The following is a 21457-nucleotide window of genomic DNA, read 5'->3' on the forward strand; positions in this document are numbered from 1 at the left end:
CTGTTTTTTGTTATTTAGGTGTAGCCAGCCAGATGGCATGGTTTTCTGTATGGGAGAGAAGGGCGCGTTGGTACAAAAGTTCCAGAGAGGACTTGTCGCTTTCAGGTTTCCCGCCCTGAATTGAGGGCGGGAAAGTAGAGAGCTATTGCGCTTCAGTCTGGCCGGCTTCCGGCAGCTTTGCAGGTGCTTCAGTCTGCTGCTTGCTGGGGTTTTTGATTACGCCTTTTTGCAGAATTAAAGTGTTTGGGTAAGTAATTAATTCTTCGCCGCGCCTGATGAGAACATGGAACAGTGTGATCTCCTCAATAGTGCCGGAGATATCGTCGTCTTTGTCTATCACCCGAATCTGGTCGCCAACCCGGTAGGGAAAGCCAAAGAAAATAATCAGGCTGGCGGTAATATTACTCAGTATCGACCACTGAGCAAAAAGTGCTACGCCAATTACTGCGAACACGGAGGAGAGAAAAATGGAAACCTGAGTGTATTCAAACCCCAGGGCACTGATCAGCAGCACCAGATGGAATACCAAGACGGCAATACTGATGGTCTTGGAGATATATTTGAGGCGATAGGGCTTCACCGCCCTGGCCTGCCCGAACCGGTTGATAGCGGAGGAGCTAAGCCTCATGCAGATAAAATAGGAGGCCACGATCAGTGCCGCTATAGCCAAATTCATTTTTTGTCTCGTCTCCGTACTATGTTCACTCGGGTGGGGGCTGTTGCCTTTTTAGGGCAGGCCTTGTCATCGATCATTACCCGTCTGTTGCGCGGATCATAATCCCAGGCAGCTATGCTGCCAAGCGGCCACTTGGAGGGAGGTTGTGGCCTGTTGCTGGCTTTACCCAAGAGTGCACTGGGTTCACAACATACTCGAATAGCCCGTAGCTGGTATTTTCACCTTGCGGGCCCCTGCTACAGGGTGCCGGTTTTAGTGTGTGCTGTGCTTTTGTGGCCTTGCTATGGACCTGTAGCGAGCACGGCTGGCGGCTCGTTGGTCAGTCATCGTTCTTGCCGGAATTGGCGAACTCCCCCTAAACTGTATGCATATACAGTATCGAGTAAAATCCTATGAAACTAGCGACTCTCTACAGTCACGGTGTGGCCGCGGGCTTTCCATCCCCGGCGGATGACCACAAAGAGAAAAGCCTCAGCCTCGATCAGCATTTGATCACTCACCCGGCGGCCACGTTTATGGCTCGTGCCAACGGCGATTCCATGCAGGGCTTGGGGATCTTCGACCGCGACCTTTTGGTTGTCGACCGTTCACTAACGCCAGTACACGGCGATGTGGTGGTGGTGGCTTTGGATGGTCAACTCACCTGCAAAGTACTGGATCGCCATCATGGGCGGTTGCTATCGGCCAACGATCGTTACCCGCCGATACCGGTTTGGGAAGGGCAGGAACTGATTGTTGAAGGGGTGGTTAAAGCCTCCATTCGTTATCACCGCCCTCTCTGAATGCTGGCACTGGTGGATTGCAACAGCTGCTACGCCAGCTGTGAACAGATATTCCGGCCCGACTTAAGGGGGAGGCCGGTGGTGGTGCTCTCTAATAATGATGGTTTTGTGGTGGCGCGCTCAAAAGAGGCCAAGGCACTGGGAATTGGGGATTTGCAGCCCTTCTTCAAGATTGAACATCTGTTGCGGCGGCACAATGTGGCCATCTTCTCCAGCAACTATCCACTGTACGGCGATATTTCCCACCGGGTTATGGAGACCCTGAAGGGCTTTAGCCCAGAGGTGGAGGTGTACAGTATCGATGAGATGTTTCTGAATCTGTATGGTTTACAGGAGGAGTGGTTGGATTACGGCCAGCGGATTCGCACAACCCTATGGCGCGATGTGCGTATGCCGGTGAGTGTGGGGATTGCTCCGAGTAAGACCCTGGCCAAGCTCGCCAATCGGGCAGCGAAAAAAATTGCCAAGTGCAACGGGGTTTGTGCCCTGGATACTCCGCAGAAATGGCAATGGCTGCAGAAACGCATGGCGGTCGATAAAGTTTGGGGAGTCGGCAGGCGTCTTGCCAAGCGCTTGGGGCGCTTGGGTATAGAGACCGCCTATGACCTGGCTCAGGCCAATCCTAAAATCTTGCGCCGACACACCAATATCAATATTGAACGAACCATTGAGGAATTAAATGGGGTGTCATGCCTGAATCTGGAGGAGCAGCCGCCGGCAAAAAAACAGATTTATTGCACGCGCTCTTTTGGCGAGAAATTGAGCGAACTACAGCCCATTCTGCAGGCAGTTAGTCTCTATGCCAGCCGGGCGGCAGAAAAGCTGCGCGGCCAGGAGTGCTTGGTGGCTTCGATACATGTCTTTCTGCACACCTCGCCCCACGAGCCTCACTATTACAGTCGCAGTACGCTGGTACAGTGCCCCTATGCCACCGATGACACCCGCCTGATTGCGAGCCTGGCCAAGGGGGCCATAACCGAGCTTTACCGCCCTGGTCATCGTTTTATGAAAGCCGGTGTGGGCCTGGTGGAGCTGGTGCCCAGCTCCCTGGGGCAGGGGGATATGTTTACCGCCGGCCAGCCGGCCCGTGCCGCGGAGATGATGCAGGCCCTCGATAGAGTCAACCAGCGCTTTGGCCGCGGCACTCTTTTTCTAGGGGCTGAGGGGGTGCATAAGCACTGGAAGATGCGCCAAGCCTATCGCTCACCCGCCTACACCACACGCTGGGAGGCACTGCCATTAGTACATGTTTAAGAAGGTGTATTTTTAATAAGGGGCTCGCTGACCCTGTTTCGGAATATCGAGATTTAGTGCTCCGCAGCTGCCGCAGTTTTTGAAGAGAATTGGAATATTGTCCAGCTGAGCATTGCAAAAGAAACAGTGGTCGCTCTTTAAGGTCTTGTGGCCTGCGAATTGCTTCACCGCCATCATGGGGAGGCCAATGGTAGGTTTTAAAGTTTTGATCAGCTTTGCGCTTATTCTGCTATCGGGAAAAGCGTGGAGGATTTCCTGTATTGAAATAAGCGCTGAATCCTCGATATTCCAGAGTTGGCCGCAATGATCACAATAAAGTTGCATCGGGTGGTTAGGATTGGTTACCGATCGATAAATCTAGTCTAGCTATAAGCCGTGAGCGAGGGGAGGGAACGAGGGAGGGTAGCGAGATAAGTAAGTGTGGAGAGAGCAGGCCCCTCGGTGGGTCTTAACCCGCTGCTCTTTAGTATTTCAAATCCAGATCCAGCAGGGATACCGGCTTACCATCTTTACTCACCAAATCTATCTGAACAGGCTCCCCGGTTCTTTTATCAATCACACGGGACCAGCGCACATTGGCTTTCTCAGACCAGTGTGCACTCCAGTCAATCAGAGAGACCAAAACGGGAACGAGCGCGAGGCATTTTGGGGTAGGGCTGTACAGCATACGCCGTGCTCCGGGCTTAATGGGCGCCTTAATCAGAATGCCGGCTTCTTCCAGGTTGGAGAGTCTTTGTGTAAGGATATTTCGGGAGATCTGCAAGCTGTCCTGAAGCGAGTCGAACCGATTAACGCCTCTCAGTACATCGCGGACAACAAGCAGGCTCCAGCGGTCGCCGATTACAGAAAGTGCCTCTTCGATCCCACATTGAACAGCGGGTTTACTCTCGCTCATAGCAGTCCCAGGGTTGCTCAAGGCGCCATGGTCTCACAAGCCAGTTCCAAAACAAAACTTCCTGGAAGCCGCTTCGGGCCGTCATATTGCCATAGGTTATTGAGAGATCGGCCGATAGTCTGTCAATTTTAGTTGTATTTTGGAACTTAATGGCATTAAATTAGTTCCGAAATGAAACTTATTTGGAGGTGAAATGCATTTTAAACCTATCGTGTTATGCGCCCTGGTCGAGGGCTCGCAAGCAAGTTTCAGCAAGGCTGCGTTGGAGCAGGTGATACGGCAGGCTTACCGGGGTCACCTGGACCAGCCCGTCACTCCCAGGGTGGTGTGGATGGAGGTTCCGCCAGATCAGGCCTTTATGAAGGGAGAGAAATCTTCGGTGGCTACCCTGATGGCTCCCGTGCCTGATGGGACATCAAACGAACTGCGGCACCCGTTTTTATATGAACTGCTGGAGCAGTGGTGTGTCACCACTGGGATCAATAAAAACGAGGTCGTTATTACTGCACCTGACCAATCTCTCAGCAGAGAATTTCTAAGTGCAAATCGCAAGCGTATGCCGCCGCTGCGGCAAATTGCCTACATAGCCAAAACACTGGTGCGTTTAGTGAGATCCAAAAGCACCACGGGGCACTTCAACACTCATATCAATCTATAAGAGGCCGCAAATGCCGCTTTACACGATTTCCACCCAGCGCCCACTATCCGGCTCCGAGCAGCAAGCTCTTGTCTCCGGGGTCACTGAAGCTCACTGCACAATAACTGGTGCGCCCGCGCAATTTGTACAGGTTGTATTTAGTCGAGGCATTCATTTGCGTTCAAAGAGTAGTCTTCATATTCTGGGTTCCATTCGCTCAGGCCGTAGCGATAAAATCAAGTCAGCTCTAGCTAATAGCTTTATCAAAATGGCCTCTCAGCTTTTGGGTTGTTCATCAGCTCGTTGTGAGGTGGATCTTATTGATGTTCCCGCCAGTTGGGTGATTGAGGGCGGGGCAGTTATGCCGGAGCCCGGAGACGAGCAGGAGTGGCTCGCACAGCAATCCAGCTAGGTTCGCTTTGCTTTCTATATATCAAAATAAAAAATAATTTAATACAGCCACATTCTGATTGGCTATCAGGGAGTAATATTATGTCCACTTCAACTTTGAAAGATATTGAGGCTTTGGAAAATTACTTGCTAACGGGCAAGCAACCAGAGGGGGAAGATTTCTCCAACCTTAAAGCGCTTACTGAAAAGTTCAGCGGCAATACTTTTGAAGCAATAATGGCTGCGTGCAAGTGTTACTCCCAGCAAACAGCGATTTCTTTTTTTCTCTCAGGCAAAGATCATAGAAAACCAGTAAAGATCAGCTATCAAACACTGGCTGAACGTATTATTCAAACTGCTAATTTATTGAATAGTGTTGGCATTCAAGAACATGACACGGTTGCGTTTGTACTGCCAAATTTACCAGAAACGCACTATGTACTCTGGGGGGCAGAGGCGGCCGCTAAAGTATTGGCCATTAATCCACTACTGGAGGCCAGGCAGATAGAAGAGCTGATTCGGCATAGCCAAGCAAAGGCTATCGTTACCTTGAGCCCTTTCCCTGGTACCGATATCTGTGAAAAAATTGAAAGTATCTTGCCAAATTTGCCTGAGGTTAAAAATATCTTCCATGTGGACCCAGCTTATCATGCAGGGGGTTTTAAAGGCATTGCGGCTAGTGCGATACAGTATCAATACCGCAAACGGCTGCCCCCCTTGCAAGGTAAAAAGCGGATAGCCTACCAGTCGGCACTTAATCAGCAACCGTCTAGCCATTTGAATTTCAAACGCAGTATCCACAGTGATGATACCGCCTCTCTATTTTGTACCGGGGGCACAACAGGCCTACCAAAAATTGCTACCCATACACACGGGAATGAACTGGCCAATGCAAAAAGTATAGGTCTGGTAGCTGGCGACATTATGGGGCCAGGAAAAGTTATCTTGTGTGGCCTGCCACTTTTTCATGTGAATGCGGCAATTGTGACGGGGCTAGCAGCCTTTATTAATGGTTGCGAAGTGGTATTAATGACCCCTCAAGGTTACCGAGGTGAGGGTGTTTTCAGTAATTTCTGGAAAATTATTGAGTTCTACCGCGTGAACAGCTTCAGCGCTGTGCCCACAGTTTATTCCACTTTGCTGCAGCAGCCAGTAAATCAGTGCGATATCTCTTCCCTACAAATGGCTTTGTGTGGCGCGGCGCCTATGCCGATTGAGGTTTTTAATGCTTTTGAGCGTATAACCGGAGTGCAAATCGTAGAGGGATATGGTTTAACGGAAGGCACTTGTGCTAGCAGTCTCACCCCACCACATGGCGTGAAGAAGGTGGGCTCTATCGGACTGCGTTTACCGCTGCAAGAGATGAGAAGTGCCCAACTGGATGAGCAAGGCAATTTCATTCGGTATAGCCAGACCAATGAAATCGGTAATCTGCTGATTCATGGGAATAATGTATTTAATGGTTACCTTAACCCTGAGCATAACCAGGGGATATGGGTAGAAGATGCTCAAGGACGGCGCTGGTTTAACACCGGGGATTTGGGCAGGCAGGATGAAGATGGCTATTTTTGGCTCACAGGCCGAAAAAAAGAGTTGATAGTACGTGGAGGGCATAATATTGAGCCCAAATTGATAGAAGAGGTGCTTTGCCAGCATCCTTCCGTTGCCATGGCCGCAGCGGTAGGTACACCAGATGTCCACGCGGGAGAGGTTCCTGTCGCCTACGTCAAGTTATCAGAGGAAGCAATTAGTACCCTGATAATCAAAGGGCATGAGGTTGTAATGGACGATTTGGCCAAAGCCCTGCTTGAAGCAATTACTACCTATGCCAAAGAAAATATTACTGAGCGAGCGGCCATTCCCAGAAGAATTGTGCTCCGTGCCGAGCTCCCTACTACAGCGGTTGGCAAGATTTTCAAGCCCGCTTTGGAAATGGAAGAGATTCGTTTGTGTGTTCAGGGGATTATTGATCAGTTGGTGAGGGGAACAGACATGGCCACTGCCAGCAACCAGGTAAAGGTGGAGCAGGATAAGGTACTTGGCACTATTGCCAGGGTTACCACAGGAGGGAACCCTAGCCTGGAGGGCGCCCTTGCGGAACAGCTTGCGCCCTACACCTTTAAATATGAAATTGTTTAATCTTTCTCTGAGGGTGCTCTCTTTGAGAGCATCGAGATCAAGTCTACTCAATCTTTGGGAGCCTGAACGGTTTACCCAGGGGCTTTTCTAGCCCTAATAATCTACCATATAAGGAGTTGCATATAAGCCCAGCCATAATCAGCGCAAAGCCTATAATTTCTATGCTCTGTAACTTTTCGTCCAGGATAATACAAGAAGTGATAATACCTACTACTGGAATCAATAGAGCAAAAGGGGTAGCCGCTGCAGCGGGATGTGATCTAAGGAGCCTGCCCCAAATTGCGAAAGCAATTAGGGTGGAGATGTAACTGACAAAGGCAAGGGATAGCCAGGTTTTCTGATTGGCACTAATGATTAGAGTTAGCGGGTCTTGGCTCTCCAGGAAATAGGAGAGAACAAAAAGTGGTATGGGAGGTACCAGGCATACCCAGATTATAAAGTGCAGCAGATTGACGCCCTGGATACGTTTCATAATCAAGTTCGACAGCGCCCAAAAGAATGCCGCTAGCAATAATAGAGTTAAACCGAAAGAAGTCGCGCTGCCCTCATCGCTGAAAAGAAACAGAGAAAATCCGGCCAGTGCGATACATAAACCGAATAGCTGGAATCGCTCTATTGCCTCTTTAAAAAGGAGTGCGCTGAGTAAGATAGTAAAGAAGGCCTGGACCTGGAAGATCAACGAAGAGACACCCGCAGAGGCATTGGCGTTCATGGCGAAGAAGAGCAGCCCAAATTTGAATACCCCTAGAAAAATACCAACGCCCAGTAGGTTCCACGGGGAGGTTTTGGGGAAAGGGATAAAAAATACGGCTGGAATCGTAACCAGAAGGAATCGAAGCGCAGAGAGCAGGATAGGTGGCAGCTCTTCTGGCCCGGTCTTGATGACAGAAAATTAACTCCCCAAATAATAACCACAGCGCAAGCTAGGGCTACGTCCTTTATTGGCATAAATAATCCAAATTCCTGGTGGGTGTAACTACTTTAGAAAAATCTCAAAAGTGTGCATACCTCAGCATTTAATGGGTGATACCTATCTAGTTGTAAGTTAACAATAATGTTTAATACTTTCACGAAGTTAGCTTGTTGATTTTACAAGGGAATATTTTTCTTGGAAAAGTTAAAGAATCATACTTTTCGTTTTAGAGAAGCATATTTATCTTAAAAATCTGACAATAAAGCATCATACTTTTTAAATTGAGAACTTTCTTGCAAGTACGGATGCTGGCCCGACCCCCAAAGGTTGTTGAGATCTTCACTAGTTGAATCCATTATCAATTAGCCAGAATTGCACTATAGGGCTATAAGCTCGGTGCCTCTCAGGTCCCCGTTGGACGAAACGTAGGCATTGATAACCTTGATTTGTATCTTAGTACTCTTCGTGCACCATCATTTGTGATAAGTGTGAGTCATAGACTGAGCTTCTATGAGTCACTTTAAGGGTGTTTTATGAGTCATAGATGCAAAAAGCCTCCATCGCTCTATGGTAAATGAGCTTATGCAAGTCATGCAGGATCAGGACATCAGGCAAGCCTTCGGGAAACGACTCAATCAACTGTGCAAACAGAAGGGTTGAACCCAGAAGGAACTGGCCAACAAACTGGATATCCGTTACTCCCACCTCAACAAGTACGAGAGCGGTATGCATGCGCCGCCGCAGGAGAAGCTGATCCAGCTAGCGGATATTTTCGAGGTGTCACTGGACTATCTGGTGATGGGCCAGCCGATGGAGGAAAGCCCCATCCGCAATGAAGTGCTATTTAAGCGCTTCAAGCTGCTGGAGACTTTTGATGATCAAGACAAGGACACGATGATTCGGGTGATTATCGCTCAGCGTCAGGTCGAACATGCTATGCGGCCGCTGGAGCGCTAACTACTGGTAGTTAGCGCTCCAGGCTTCTTATTTATCTGTGACTCAGGATTTCTTCCTTTATTCAACGTGCACATCAGGACTAAGTTTATACCAGACAACATCATCCTCTACAGACTTAAATACAAAGCAGCTATTTATATTATCGGTAATGTATTTCCAATCTTTTTCTATGCCGCAAAATTCTTTACATGCAACAATATCAGCCTTATCAACAAGAAATATAAAGGCCGGATGCTCAAAAAAATAAAAACAATCCGACAAAAAATTTATCACGCCATCATCCTTCCCACTTTTCTCATAAGTGAAAGACAACTCAAAATCATCAAATTTAAGACTCTGAATTTGGAGAAGACCAAAACCGCTATCTTTGACAAGTGTTTCAACACCTTTATTAAATAAAGGCCTCTCACACAAACAAACAACAGCCTCAGAAATCCTCATAAGTGAATTTAGAAATTCAGATAGTTTATTTTTTCCTTTTAAAGACTCATCTACCTCATTAAAAGAAAACAAATAATGACCATGGCTTTTTTGCTCGATCATATGCATATTGAATCACTCAGCTTTTTGGTATCCGTCTAAATGGTGGATACACAGTTCTTTGAGCTGTACTCCCAACCCGATAGCCACCGACTTGAAATCTTATTGTTGAATGCCATCCCATAGCACCACTTCCATGCAAAGGACCATAATCAATTCTTATTCTAGAGTATGGCCCTTTAATCGAAAATAAAGTACCACCACCGGCTCTACTATTTGCATAGAAAGCATCAAGCCTATATCTGCCAATATTCAACCCACTTCGGCCAAACAGTCCGTACCCCCAGAAAGCAAACTTTTCTATCCCCGCTTTAATTGCAGATCCGCCAATTAAATAACACGATGGACAAATTGACGTAGCCGAGCCTGTAGCCACAGGATTAATTAACGTCCCGGTATTAGAATCAAAACTATAGGCTGTCGTACCATCTGCGCTAACTGTGTTACCAAACGGACCGACTCCAACGGTAACCGGAACACCATTTTCATCAAAATAGGTTCCTGGCACCGGAGAAAAATTACCGGTCGGCCCCTTTTGTGCACCTCTGTCCCCATTAGGGAGGGACCCTCCTCCTAAGCTAACAATTGTAGATGTGCTATTCCCCGAAGAGCCACCATCAACCGGATCATAGTTGGTCAATTTTATATCATCTAAGATTCTTTTTAAGATTGAGCGAGAATCCATAGACTGAGCTGTCAAAATATAAACATCCTCACCAATGGTGAACTTACCTGCAAACATTAACTTCCAGGGGCTATCTAATGAGGGGTATGGGAGTCGTCGCCCAGTAACTGTCACTTCGTCCACTATGCTTGGGCCACTTGCGCTTCCCCCTTCAGGCGTCTGGCCTTGGTCTATCGGTTTAGTCTCATCTTCTTTTTCCTTAGCAGAGAATCCGCTAGGATCGGTAAAGCTCAATGGGTTGTTGAACACATAGCTATAGCGGTTCCAGCTCTGGCTATAGGTTGGTGCCTGCACAATGGGATCGGGACTGAGGAAGCGGCCCAGTGTGGGGTCGTAGATACGCCCATTCATATGGATCAGGCCGGTTCTGTCCAGGTGTTCGTGGCCGGTGTAGCCGCGCTTGGTAGTGAGGCCTTGTACTGCCAGCAGTTCCTGTAGTTGTTGCTGGTTTAGGTCTCCGCTCCAGTCCCCCTGGCGGCGGCTGCCGTCCGGGTTAAAGGCGAGATTTAAGATCACCAGGCCGGCTTGATCGGTGATTTTCTCAACGGAGCCCAGATGGTCCCGGTGCAGGTATTGGTATTCGCCGCTGGTGCCGGTGAGATCCCTAATAGCGATATGCTGAACACTGCCAGCCAGTGCGGTTTTTTCGATAGCGAGAATGCTGGCATCTGCAGGGATCTGCTCCTCGTAGCTACCCACAATAAAGGCCTTCTCGGTCTTGAGCTGGCCATCTTCCATCCAGCTGCTTTCACGATAGAAGCGCTGGCCATCCGGTCCATAGTGGAAACGGTCTCTGGCGGTCGGGGTGCTATCGCTTTGACTGCTGCCCAGCACAATTTCCGTGGGCAGTTGCCGCGCGTTCCAACGGATCCATTTGTCGTCACCGCTGGCGGCGTCGTAGCGTTCAATAGCGCCGTTGGCATCGTAGTGCAGGCTGTGGGAGACGCCGTTAATGGTGACACTGCTGACCGCGTTGGGGCCGGCATTGCCAAACTCGCCGTACTGGTAGCCGCTCACCTGGGTGTCGTTGCTGACACTGGAGGTCTTGGCGAGGATATTGCCGAGCTTGTCGTACTGGGTGCTGAGCACGCGGTTGCCACCAACTTTCATCGTGGCGTGGCGTAGGCGATTGAGGCCATCGTAGCTAAAGTCTTCCTGCTTCTGCAGGGCCTGGGAGGCATTGTAGGTGAGGCGACTTTGCAGGGTGCCGTTGGAGCGCCAGCGGTACTCGTTGTTTTGTACCTGGCCGCCACCGGTTTTAATGGTTTGCAGGCGCCCAGTATTGGGGTCGTAAGTGCGATTGGTGATCAGGCCGTTGCCGTAGCTCTCCTGTTCTACCTGGCCCCAGGCGTTGATGCTGTCAAAGGTTTGCAGGGGATTGTTGCCGGCCGCATCGCTGCTGAGGCTCTGCATATAGCCGCGTGCGTTATAAAGGTAATGGGCTTCGACGCTGTTGGGGTAAACCACTTTGTTGGTGCGCCCATAACTGTCGTAGCCGTACTGATGTTGGTAGTTACGGCTGGCACCAGTGGCTAATAACTGGGTGCGGATACTGTCCAGCTTGCTGTCGGAGCGGTAGATGTATTCCTCAAAAAACACCTGCGAGCCATTTTCGGTATAACTGCGGCTCTGCAGGCCACCCTTTGCATTCACGGCATCGTATTGCCATTGGGCCAGGCCCTGGGCATCTTGCTGCTCCAGCATGCGGCCCAGCTGGTCGTACAGATAAGTAATGCTTTGACCTTTGTTATCGGTCTGCCGCTGCAGCTCACCAAAGGCGTTGTAACTGCTGGAGACGGTGCCCAAATTGGCATCGGTCATGCTGGTGCGGGAGCCGGCGTAGTCGAAGACAAAACTAGATTCGATATTGCGGCTACCGCCGTTAACCAACACGGTTTTCGGCAGGCCACTGCCGTAGTAGGTGTAGTCGGTCGTTACCGCTTCGCCGGTGGCGTCATCGATCGTGCGCGCCAGGTCGCCATTGAGGTCGTAGTAGCTCTCCTGCACCTGGGTGCTGTTACCACTCCCCCCCACTACCGATTCCGTTACGCGGACTTTAACCTGCTTGCCACTGTTGGCCGTCGCTACGCTGTAATCAATATCTACCGTGCCGCCACCGGCTTTCTCGACTTTCTTCAGACGATTGCGCAAGTCGTAGTCGTAATTGGTAATCGGTTTGTAACCATCTACCGCTACGGCACCTTGGGCAAAGAAGGGGGCCGTTTCCATATTAAGCCGCCCGAGAGGGTCGTACTTGTATTCGCGGCGGGAGACGTTGTTACCGAAGAAATCCTCTACATCCTGCCGTACCAAACGGCCCAGTTGATCGTAATAGTATTCCGAGGTGGGGGTAATTGCCGAGCTGGTCTGTACCGAGTAAGGCACTTCGATACTGTCAACAACGGGGCAATTAGCGAAACAGAAATTGTACTGGGTGTTGAATGCCACTCCATCCGCATTGGTGCTGCTAATCTCGCGGCCAAAAGGATCGTACTGAATACTGCTGGACTGGAGATTCGCATCGGTCACCTGAGTGATGCTGCCAAAGCGGCGGTCGTAGTCCATGGTAATGGTGTGACCCAAGCCATTACTCAGGCTGGTAGGGTAACGCCGATCGGAGAAGGCGCCGTTCACCTGGGTGCTGCGCGTTTGGCTGCTAGAGCCATTAATTGTGGCATCCACCTTACCGGTGACGTTTTCACTGGTCACATTGCCATAGGCATCGTAATCATAAGTGACCACCATCTGGTACTTGGCATCACCGGGATATTGGGTTGCCGTGTGCACCTTATTCGTATTGCCATAAGGGGTCATGGCGCTACGGGACTGTTGATCTGGGCTGCCGCTGGTATCGCCACTAAAGTGGCGCTGTTCCTGGGCACTGGGGAAGCCAACCAGCCAATTGCCACTGACGCGGTTTTCCAGCAGCGTGGTGCTCTCCACGCTGCGTTGGATATCGCCGTAATTGCTGGCCGGCAGCACCTCCCCCCAAACACTCTGGGAGTCGTTGATCTGGGCGGTTTTAACGACACGGCTGGTGTTTACGCTACCGCTTAACAAATCTCCCGCATCGCCATAAGAAATAGCCTGGGGTGCGTTGTCACTCACTACATAGCCGAGTATTTGCCCGCCTTCCAACTGGGTGTCCAGGCTTTGCGCCAGATATGGGTAGTAGGTTTTACTATCACCGGCACTGAGCTCAAGGGCATCGTAACTAAAGCGCTGGTTAGTGAGCAGTTCGCCAAACTCATAATTGTCAAAATACTGAACCTGCCGCGCCACCTTGCCAAAGTAAGGGAAGTCCTGACGGAACTGGCGATAGGTAACAATTTTGGCTTGCGGGTCCCAGATGCGCTGGGCGTGATACCCGAGGAAGCCCCAGCCTTTCTCACTGGCTAGTCCGACACCCTGATAAGTGTAATGGGTAGTATGCCAGCCTAGCCTGTAGCCGTTGGAGCGTTCCACCTTGGTCACTACGGTGCGGTAATCGCCATTTGAGGCCCGCACTGAGCTAGTATCGGGAATAGAAATATTTGGGCCAAAAACTTCCTCACTGAAGCGGCCCTTTTCCTCTTCGCCAGGGTTATCGGAGATACGTTCCAGCGTAAATTTGGTTTGGGCGCCGAGGCCATTGGTGACTGTTTCGATGCCGGTTTCAAAGTCATCTGGGTTGGCGGAGTCGGTAAATTTCCAGGTAAATTCCAGCGGTTTCAGGCACTGGCGACCGGTACCAGCTTCATCATAAGCACACAGCTGTACCTGCTTGAGGCGGCGGTAATGGGCTTGCTCGGGATCGGCTGGCTCCTCCTCAGAGATCAATTTGTATTCCCGCTGCAGTTTGCCATCCAAGTGCACGCGGATATGGTGTAGTAACACCAGCTGTTCCTGCTGGATTTCCTGCAGCGGCATGGGTGGGGCATCGGTACGGGTACCGTACTGGAATTCTATTTTTGCATCGCCCTGGTTGCCGTAAGTGATTTCCAGGGGATAGTTAATACCCTCGATAAGATCGCGATGGTATTTGTAGGCCATCGTATTGCCGAAGGCATCGGTAACTTTATTCAAGCTCCAGGCAAAGTGCGGTGTATCTTCCCCTCGCAGGCGACTATCCGCCGTGGCCCCATACTCATTGATTGAGCCACTGGGGGTTTTGACTTTGAACCAGATCTTACCGGCACTATTTTTCTGTAACTCAATCAGGCGGAAGCTATCGCGCAAGGTGCGATACTGGGCGCCCGCCTGCCAGTGAGTACCAGAGGCCAATACTAAAGGCTCACCATTCAAACACAGTGAATCCGCGTCCGTCAGTCGAACTCTATCGCTGTTGGGCCTATTCACAACACAGCGGCGAATACTGCTCAATCCGCCCAATCGCCAACCATAACCGAGAGTATCTTCCGGCAGGGCTTGGGTCATACGCTTCTGGAAACGGGCACTGGTGTAATGCAGGGATAAATTGGGTTGCAAGCCATTGACGCCGGGCGCCGGCTGCAGGGGGACATTAATAATGGCATTACCGGTGGCACTAACATCGGCACTATATGGCAGGGTGCCTGGTGTAGTCGCCTGCTCCGTGGTGACCGCTGGAGCTTCATCGGTATTGGCCAGACTATGCACTTTGATCCAGGGGCTTAGTACCGAAGCACAATTATCCGCAAAATCAATACAGGCAGTCAGCTTATATTGGTAGGTGCCAGGTTGGCTGCCGCCATCGAAATAGCTTGTGCCTGCGGTGTTGGCGACCACAGTGGTCCAGCCACTCTCACCCTTGCGCATGCGTTCCAGTTTATAGACACTCGCCCCAACATCTTTCCAGGTGATGTTTTGGTCCAGTTTAAAAAACTGCGTAGGGTGATTATCTGAAAACTCAGGCTCTGGCGGTGTGGGGGGAACTAATCGTTTTGTTGTGGACCAGGGGCCGCAGCCGGAACTGTTACAAGCCCTAACCCGGAATTCATAGTCTCCCGCGGTAATATCTTTGCCTGTTGTGGCCTTGCTGATAGTGACTAATGTAGAGGTGGGCTTAGTGGTAAAAACATCGCTAAAGCCACTGCCGTTTACATTCCATTCCAGGTCATAGTTAATTACCGGATCAGAGTCGTCAGGATCTGCAACAGAATTCCACTTAAGTTGGAAACTGGGCCCAGGTAGCGTACTGCCACCCGGCTCCTGCCAGCCACTAACCTGGACTGGATAATGCTTAACATAGAGTGTGGGAGAGGTACGCCAGCCGCTGTATTGGTAATAACTGCCGACCTTAGCGTAGGCGCGCACTCGATATCGATACTTACCTCTTGGCATAGTACCCGTTCTTGAAGTGGGAAAAACTTCGCCAAGGTTTGTCTCACTTTCTTTTTTCGGGCAGCTATTATCAGATTGCCAGCTACCATTAGTTTCCTGACACCACTGATAGCCAGAGACTGTATGCCCTCCATTGGGAGCCCCCCAATGGATTCTATATATTCCAGTAGTATCAATATATCCGCTTTCTACTCTGCTTTCTACCCAAGAAAACGTTAGCGATGAAGGCGTATTGGGTTTAAATACGACATTTATAACAGCCGACCCAGCATCAGTCTCTTTCGGGAAAGTCCAGCGTCCACAAGAAATCGGCCTGGTATCCTGAATATTAATACATTCAGAAACCATCGCTTTTAATTGATAAGTATATTGCGCTGTTGAACTCACAGAAATTGAAAGGCTGCCAGAAGGATTGGTAGTACTTAAACCACTAAAGGTTCTATTAACCGTTCCATTTTTTAGCTCTACTACTTTTAGGGATGAAAGATGGCTCATCCAATCAGAGGGCGGCAAGGGGTAGGAGTAAGTGACCGTGTATTTTCCTGTACTACTTGTGGTAGAAGAAATACTGATCGTTGCAAAAGCTTGGCCACTAAGTAGACAGGCCAATATCAGCAATAGAATGCGGAAGGAGTACATTAGAAACTTACTCTTCGAGAAAAAAAGTTTGGAGATCCTATCACAGTTTTTTTTGGGCAGAGTATTAATGTGTCAATCAGCTGACTTAGCTGACATTCATGTATTTTATTTAAGGTAAATTTAGGGAATACTGCTGCTTTATCGCAAATATTAAAGAGGTAGGAAAAGGCATCGATGGAAATTTATTACCTGCCATAAGATGGTATGCTGGAACACCCCTACAGCTCCTCATTCAATGTGCTCAGCCTTTATCTCATAAAAGCGGCCAGGGCATTACTGATTTCTAAAACCCAACATCTTTAAATTTTTGGTTAGCATGCCGGAGCTGGCCGAAGAAACAGCTAAAAAAACAGCAGTAGGGTAACGCTATTTGGCTGGCTGAGTTTGCACTTGGCTCTTTCTGTTAAAGGGTGTTTTCTGAGTTTTAGAGAGAGACTTTGAGAAAAATAGGAAGCCCAGAGAAAGAAAGGCTACCCAGGCTTGTCTTTTGAATCCTTTTTAGAATGGCAGGCTCTAGGAGTTCCTGATTTCATCGGGTGGGGGTTTAAGAAGGAATAGCGTTTGTTCATTTAAAGCATCCAAGCTACGCCTATTTCATTCGGCATAGCTTAGATTGCTGTAAAAGTATGATGCTTTAATGTTTGGAATGATGCTTTATTGTCAATCTGCACTAGTAGGTGTTGCCTGGAAAACTGCTCCTGCATGGTAAAGCGAGCCAATCAAATAGTGTTGATCTTGTGGAGCCGGAAGAGTTGGGTTTGTCAGGGTGTCTTGCCTACAAACTTCACAATGTGACCTAGGGTTATCTTTATCTGTCCAATAAGTCTATCAGTGTGACATCTCAAGGGGCTATGGTGTTGATAGTTGAGGAGGTCAACAAAAGGACAGGTAATATCATCATCGAGCTAATCGTATTCCATACAGTTTTTTTGAGTAACTAGGTGATCTTCAGGGCATAAAAAATGCAGGTGAACTATCGAAAGTTAAGGGCAGGAGAAAATATTTAGTAATCAGAGAAAACATAGATGCTCAAATATTCGAACTTGTCATGCGCTTCTATTGAGAAGATGTTCCATCTGGCTGGCTGAGCCGCTCGATAATTCTTTGTATGTCCTGTTGATTTTCTTCAATCAAGCGGTCGGCATAAATTTTTAAATGGTGTAGGGAATCGTAGTCAAAGATATCGACGAATGGATCAGCAATTTCGATATTGAGATAATCGTATTCCAGGCGGTCGCTATCGGAGAAATGTTGGGCGAGATCAAGAGCGTATAATTGTTGAAGGTCCATATATCTCTGGATATTAGAAAAAGCATCTCGTATCCAGCGAATGCGCCCCCAGTTTTTTAGCTCGCTATAATCTACCTCGCTACTGGCCAATGGTGGTGAACCTGCCCCCAATATTAGAACGTAGTAGTTTTTATTTGGGAACTCTTTAAGGATATCAAGTAGCACCAGACTGGTGGGGTTATTCATGGCTAGACCTGCATCAGCAAAGTAACGGTGCACTCTGGTTTGCTCTGGTGTTTTGAAGACTACCGGGGGAAAGGCGGTCTCGGCACTGACTGCTGCCGTGATAAGTTGGTATAAGCTGTCGGTAGGTAATTGTTTGATTGCATCCCCACGATTTTTGAAAAGGTGTATTTCACCATTGTGAATGTCCAGTGCAGGAATAAGAACAAAGTTATTTAAGTCTGTAAAAGAAAGCGACTTTGTATAGTGGTTTTCCAGTACACGGTGGAGCCGTTCCCCCATGAAAGAGGGGGAAAAAAGTCCCCAGCCTGTCAATAGATCGTGATACCAGGGTGAGGAAAATAGATAGTCACTTTCTTCTTTATAGAGTTGTATCAAGTACTCTGTGGCTGAATCATGCCCGGTGTAGTTTTTGGGAATAAATTTTTCAGGGATGTTGATGCCGCTGGCTACAATAGCACCGCTGGATACACCACTATAAACATCAAAAACTTCGCTAATAGGTTTGTTTAGTTTGTTTTCGATATAGTTGAGCACATATAAGGGGATGAGCCCCCGGACACCGCCGCCATCTACAATCAAGATTTTGATGGTGTCTTTTTCTTTGAGGTAATCCAGGCTTTCAGATCGTTCGGGCTCGGAGGGGGAGCTTTTGAAGGTGGCAGACTGAGTAAAGTGCTTGTTGTAGACGTAAGCGGCAACAATATAAATCAAAAGGATACAGAGCAGGACTAAAATCGCACGCTTAAGCATAAGACTGCAGGCCACTCTTACTTAAAGAGTTAATGAATGCTGCCGGTCCGAAGCCGAGATTACCTTAGGCTAATGAGAAGTGTATGGTCGTATGCCTGAAATCACTACTTGTGAATCTATCTACTGAAGAAATAAAAAAAGGGCTTGCATCCGGAGATGCAAGCCCTTTTGAAATGGCGCGCTCGGGAGGATTCGAACCTCCGACCGCCTGGTTCGTAGCCAGGTACTCTATCCAGCTGAGCTACGAGCGCGTCGTTGAGGGTGCGCACAATAAAGACTTCTCCATAGGGCGTCAAGTACTTTTATGAAAAAGAGTAATTGAGGTTAAATATTGACCATCATGCAAAGGAGAGTAGTGGTTAGTTCCTACTCCGGTTGATCAAGAAGCGGGGTGGTTTAGCTATGGCATTCTTGGCATCAATACATTAGTAGCCTTGAGCTGTTTGAGGGGTCGTTAGCCGCTTAGTGGCGTGTCCGTTGTTGTTGGATAGAATCACGCTGGTAGTTTTATTCTTGCCATGCGTATTTAGTGTTTAATCTCGGAGAGAAGCTTGGGGTTCTGGATCAGATTCCTTATACCGTGAGCATGATCTTGATGATTCTTGGAGCAACAACGGCTTCTGTGGCGCGGGAGTTAGGTGTCAGCGCACAGCAGATCTACAATTCGTGTCGTCAATTTAATCGATTGTCTGATGAGCAGTTCAATAGTTCAGACGGCGTCGACTATTCCAAACAGAAAAGCGCTGAAGTTCACAAGCTCAAGAAGGAGCTGCATGAAGCTCGTCAGGAGGTTGAGTTTCTAAAAAAGGCAGCTGTAGATTCAATTGATCAGTGCAACACCCCTGTAGGAATATGGCCTATCGGGGGATCATTGAATGAAGCGCATATTTACAGCAGAAGAAAAAAAGTGGATTTTCGACGCTTGGAAAAAGGGCATTGGCTTTAGTGAAATTGCCAATGCCATAGATTCTAAGCCAGGAACCATTTTTACTGTTTTGAGAGATACTGGCGGAATTAAACCAATACACAGAAAGCCATCTCCTCAACAGCTCACATTAGCCGAACGCGAGGAAATACGTGCAGGTCTTTCTGCAAAACAAAGTATTCGAGCAATCGCTCGCTCCTTGAATCGGAATCCATCCACAATCTCGCGTGAGATTCAGAGAAATCGGGGGCGACGATACTATAAAGCAGTAGACGCAAACAACATTCACGTAAAGCCGAGCGCGCTACTATCAACATCGTCAACGGTACATCGATAAGGGAGCATCCTCAGGAGATACAAGAACGATGTGTTTTAGGTCATTGGGAGGGTGACTTAGTGTCAGGTTCAAACAACACTCATATTGCCACGCTTGTTGATTGAAAATCGCGGTATACGATCATTCTTAAGTTGAAAGGGAAAGATGCGAATTCTGTGAAGCAGGCGCTTGTTGCTAAGTTTAAAAAACTGCCAAAAGAGCTTTGCCAATCACTGACGTGGGACCGAGGAATGGAGCTGGCGAAGCACGCTGAATTTACGGAAAAGACAGGTGTCCCTGTCTTCTTCTGCGATCCTCAGAGCCCCTGGCAAAGGGGAACGAATGAGAATACCAACAGCTTAATCCGTCAGTACTTTCCAAAAAAGACATGCTTGGCGCAGCATACTCAGAGGAAACTCAATCAAGTTGCTAACGAGCTTAATAGCAGGCCAAGAAAAACACTGAACTTTGCAACACCAAAGCAGGTTATTAAACAGGGTGTTGCCTTGACAGGTTGAACCTACAGCTGCGTACTTTGAGAACCACCAAGAGTAAAGCACGTACTGATACAAGAGTATGTAGGGTCATTCCCGGTTAGCTTTATGTGTCGGTGTTTAGAGGTCTCAAGATCGGATTATTATCGGTGGCTAGGACGGTTGCCAGCTCTATGCACGATTAGAAAGATACGAACAATCGAGAAAATCCGAGAGACGTTTACTACGTTTAAAGGTCGTTATGGAGCGCCTAGAATCGCTTGCGAGCTTCGAGAGTTAGGTGAGCCATGCTCACGGAACTACGTCGCTAAGCTTATGCATCAGGAGCATATTAAAGCGAGAAACGGCAAAGGCTTTCGATATAGTCAGCCCGTAGAGGGGAGCATTAACGTCTCTGCCAACTTACTTAAGCGTTGCTTTGATGTGGGTCGACCAAATTGCCGCTGGACCAGGGACATTACGTATATCTGGGTTCCGGAGCGGTGGTTATACCTCGCGGTAGTTATGGATCTGTACTCTCGTCGTATTGTAGGTTGGGCATTTGACTCCCAGATGACCGATGAATTGACACGTCGAGCATTGAAAATGGCCCTAGAGCGACGACCAATAAAGCCTGGACTAATAGTTCACTCTGGCAGGGGTGTACAATATCTATCACAGAAATACCAAGATCTCTTGTCCGAAAGCAAGTGCAAGCCGAGTATGAGTCGCCAGGCTAACTGTTGGGATAATGCGGCAATGGAATCATTCTTTAGCAGGCTAAAAGTCGAGCTGGTCTATGCCGGAACATTCGAAAGCGAAGAGCAAGAAAAATCTGAGGTGTTTGAATACATTGAGATTTTCTACAATAGGGTTCGTAGGCACTCTGCATTGGGCTATGTAAGTCCAGCAGAGTATGAGCGTAAATATATAGCTAGAGTGTCTACTTTTGTGGGAAAGACCAATGTAGGTCACAGTCCTCATCTTAAGTACTGGTTTCTGGCAATTAATAATTCACTGATATTTCTAAGTTTCTCTGACTTCATTGCTTTACCAAAATATGCGATATGGATTGCATCTAGTTTATCTGTTTTGGTAAGGCATCCAGCTGATTTGGCAAAATTTAGTATCTTACAAGGATTGCAAATAACAATAGGTAATCCCGCTTTGCCTACGGCAAAAACAAACTCTAGTTCAAGTCTTCCTTTAGACTCGGTTAGTACTCTTTGAAGAATTGGCCAGTAGGTCTCTATTTGCTCGTTAGAGAAAAGGGATTTCAGCATAAGAATCGGAAGAGAATAATCATACAAGCACCAGTAGTCCGACATTGATCTGTATAGTTGTGGTACTGTATTTTCAAAAAAAATGTGATACAAAGTTAATAAATGTATCTAGATTAATACCATAATTCGGTAGCGGCCCTAGCAGGTTGTTTGCCCCACTCGGATCAGGGAGCGAATATAGCACAGATGAATTTAGAGAAGCCCTGAAGAAATGTCGGTTCGCAAGGAGCTTAAGTCGAAAGGGGTGCCACTTAGATAATGCTGAAGTCGAATTATTTTTCTATATGATGAAAGCTAAGCTAATTCGTTAGAAAAATTTTGAGATCCAATCGAAGCAGCTAGCCATATTGTTAAAAACATTTAGTTTTACAGTCAGGAACGGATTCATTCGTTATTGAGCTAAAAATCGCTAGTGAACTGTAAAAA

13 protein-coding genes, 1 tRNA gene and 2 pseudogenes are annotated in these 21457 nt (G+C 48.2%); 9 read left to right on the forward strand and 7 right to left on the reverse strand.

Annotated features, from left to right (window positions below):
- Positions 1 to 142: 142 nt before the first annotated feature.
- The gene (locus ACJJIO_RS17185) at positions 143 to 676 is read right to left on the reverse strand and encodes a mechanosensitive ion channel family protein (protein WP_444884350.1); all 534 of its coding nucleotides are present in this window, start codon (positions 674 to 676) and stop codon (positions 143 to 145) included.
- Between the two features lie 392 nt (positions 677 to 1068).
- Between ACJJIO_RS17185 and ACJJIO_RS17190 the strand changes: the two genes are divergently transcribed.
- Complete coding sequence (locus tag ACJJIO_RS17190; protein WP_252082261.1) at positions 1069 to 1458, forward strand: LexA family protein; 390 nt, start codon at positions 1069 to 1071, stop codon at positions 1456 to 1458.
- Entirely contained in the window at positions 1459 to 2712 is a 1254-nt protein-coding gene (locus ACJJIO_RS17195) for a Y-family DNA polymerase (RefSeq protein ID WP_444886634.1), read from the forward strand.
- 463 nt (positions 2713 to 3175) lie between these two features.
- Here ACJJIO_RS17195 and ACJJIO_RS17200 read toward each other — a convergent pair whose 3' ends face one another.
- Complete coding sequence (locus ACJJIO_RS17200) at positions 3176 to 3607, reverse strand: winged helix-turn-helix transcriptional regulator (protein ID WP_444909208.1); 432 nt, start codon at positions 3605 to 3607, stop codon at positions 3176 to 3178.
- A 193-nt stretch (positions 3608 to 3800) separates the two neighbouring features.
- On the opposite strand from ACJJIO_RS17200, the gene ACJJIO_RS17205 reads away from it, so the two are divergent.
- The 3 genes from ACJJIO_RS17205 to ACJJIO_RS17215 all read left to right on the forward strand — a co-directional run bounded on the left by ACJJIO_RS17205 (position 3801) and on the right by ACJJIO_RS17215 (position 6773).
- The gene (locus ACJJIO_RS17205; protein WP_444900349.1) at positions 3801 to 4265 is read left to right on the forward strand and encodes a hypothetical protein; all 465 of its coding nucleotides are present in this window, start codon (positions 3801 to 3803) and stop codon (positions 4263 to 4265) included.
- A 10-nt stretch (positions 4266 to 4275) separates the two neighbouring features.
- Entirely contained in the window at positions 4276 to 4656 is a 381-nt protein-coding gene (locus tag ACJJIO_RS17210; RefSeq protein WP_444886631.1) for a tautomerase family protein, read from the forward strand.
- An 80-nt stretch (positions 4657 to 4736) separates the two neighbouring features.
- Positions 4737 to 6773 carry an acyl-CoA synthetase gene (locus ACJJIO_RS17215; RefSeq protein WP_444909209.1) on the forward strand — a complete coding sequence of 679 codons (2037 nt, stop codon included), beginning with the start codon at positions 4737 to 4739 and terminating at the stop codon, positions 6771 to 6773.
- Positions 6774 to 6816: 43 nt separating this feature from the next.
- Here ACJJIO_RS17215 and ACJJIO_RS17220 read toward each other — a convergent pair whose 3' ends face one another.
- On the reverse strand, positions 6817 to 7656 hold the full coding sequence (locus ACJJIO_RS17220; protein WP_444911008.1) for an EamA family transporter: 840 nt from the start codon (positions 7654 to 7656) through the stop codon (positions 6817 to 6819).
- A gap of 702 nt (positions 7657 to 8358) precedes the next feature.
- Between ACJJIO_RS17220 and ACJJIO_RS17225 the strand changes: the two genes are divergently transcribed.
- Complete coding sequence (locus ACJJIO_RS17225; RefSeq protein ID WP_444911009.1) at positions 8359 to 8643, forward strand: helix-turn-helix domain-containing protein; 285 nt, start codon at positions 8359 to 8361, stop codon at positions 8641 to 8643.
- Between the two features lie 57 nt (positions 8644 to 8700).
- Here the strand turns inward: ACJJIO_RS17225 and ACJJIO_RS17230 are convergent, their stop codons facing one another.
- From ACJJIO_RS17230 to ACJJIO_RS17245, 4 genes are all read right to left on the reverse strand, one after another.
- A complete protein-coding gene (locus ACJJIO_RS17230; protein ID WP_444909210.1) occupies positions 8701 to 9192 on the reverse strand; it encodes a hypothetical protein in 492 nt (163 codons plus the stop codon).
- 10 nt (positions 9193 to 9202) lie between these two features.
- The gene (locus ACJJIO_RS17235; protein WP_444909211.1) at positions 9203 to 15169 is read right to left on the reverse strand and encodes an RHS repeat-associated core domain-containing protein; all 5967 of its coding nucleotides are present in this window, start codon (positions 15167 to 15169) and stop codon (positions 9203 to 9205) included.
- Positions 15170 to 16864: 1695 nt separating this feature from the next.
- A complete protein-coding gene (locus ACJJIO_RS17240) occupies positions 16865 to 18034 on the reverse strand; it encodes a patatin-like phospholipase family protein (protein WP_444909212.1) in 1170 nt (389 codons plus the stop codon).
- Between the two features lie 174 nt (positions 18035 to 18208).
- Positions 18209 to 18285: transfer RNA gene (locus ACJJIO_RS17245), tRNA-Arg, on the reverse strand.
- A 278-nt stretch (positions 18286 to 18563) separates the two neighbouring features.
- Between ACJJIO_RS17245 and ACJJIO_RS17250 the strand changes: the two genes are divergently transcribed.
- The 3 genes and pseudogenes from ACJJIO_RS17250 to ACJJIO_RS17260 form a co-directional block, all read left to right on the forward strand.
- Positions 18564 to 18980, forward strand: coding sequence for a transposase (locus tag ACJJIO_RS17250; protein WP_444909213.1), 417 nt, complete (start codon positions 18564 to 18566; stop codon positions 18978 to 18980).
- Positions 18910 to 19793: pseudogene (locus tag ACJJIO_RS17255) on the forward strand (IS30 family transposase). The gene ACJJIO_RS17250 and the pseudogene ACJJIO_RS17255 overlap by 71 nt, the downstream one beginning before the upstream one ends.
- A gap of 42 nt (positions 19794 to 19835) precedes the next feature.
- Positions 19836 to 20978, forward strand: a pseudogene (locus ACJJIO_RS17260) (IS3 family transposase); the annotation flags it as partial.
- Positions 20979 to 21457 lie beyond the last annotated feature (479 nt).

This window comes from Microbulbifer mixtoriginis (SeqCode) (genome assembly GCF_052467235.1).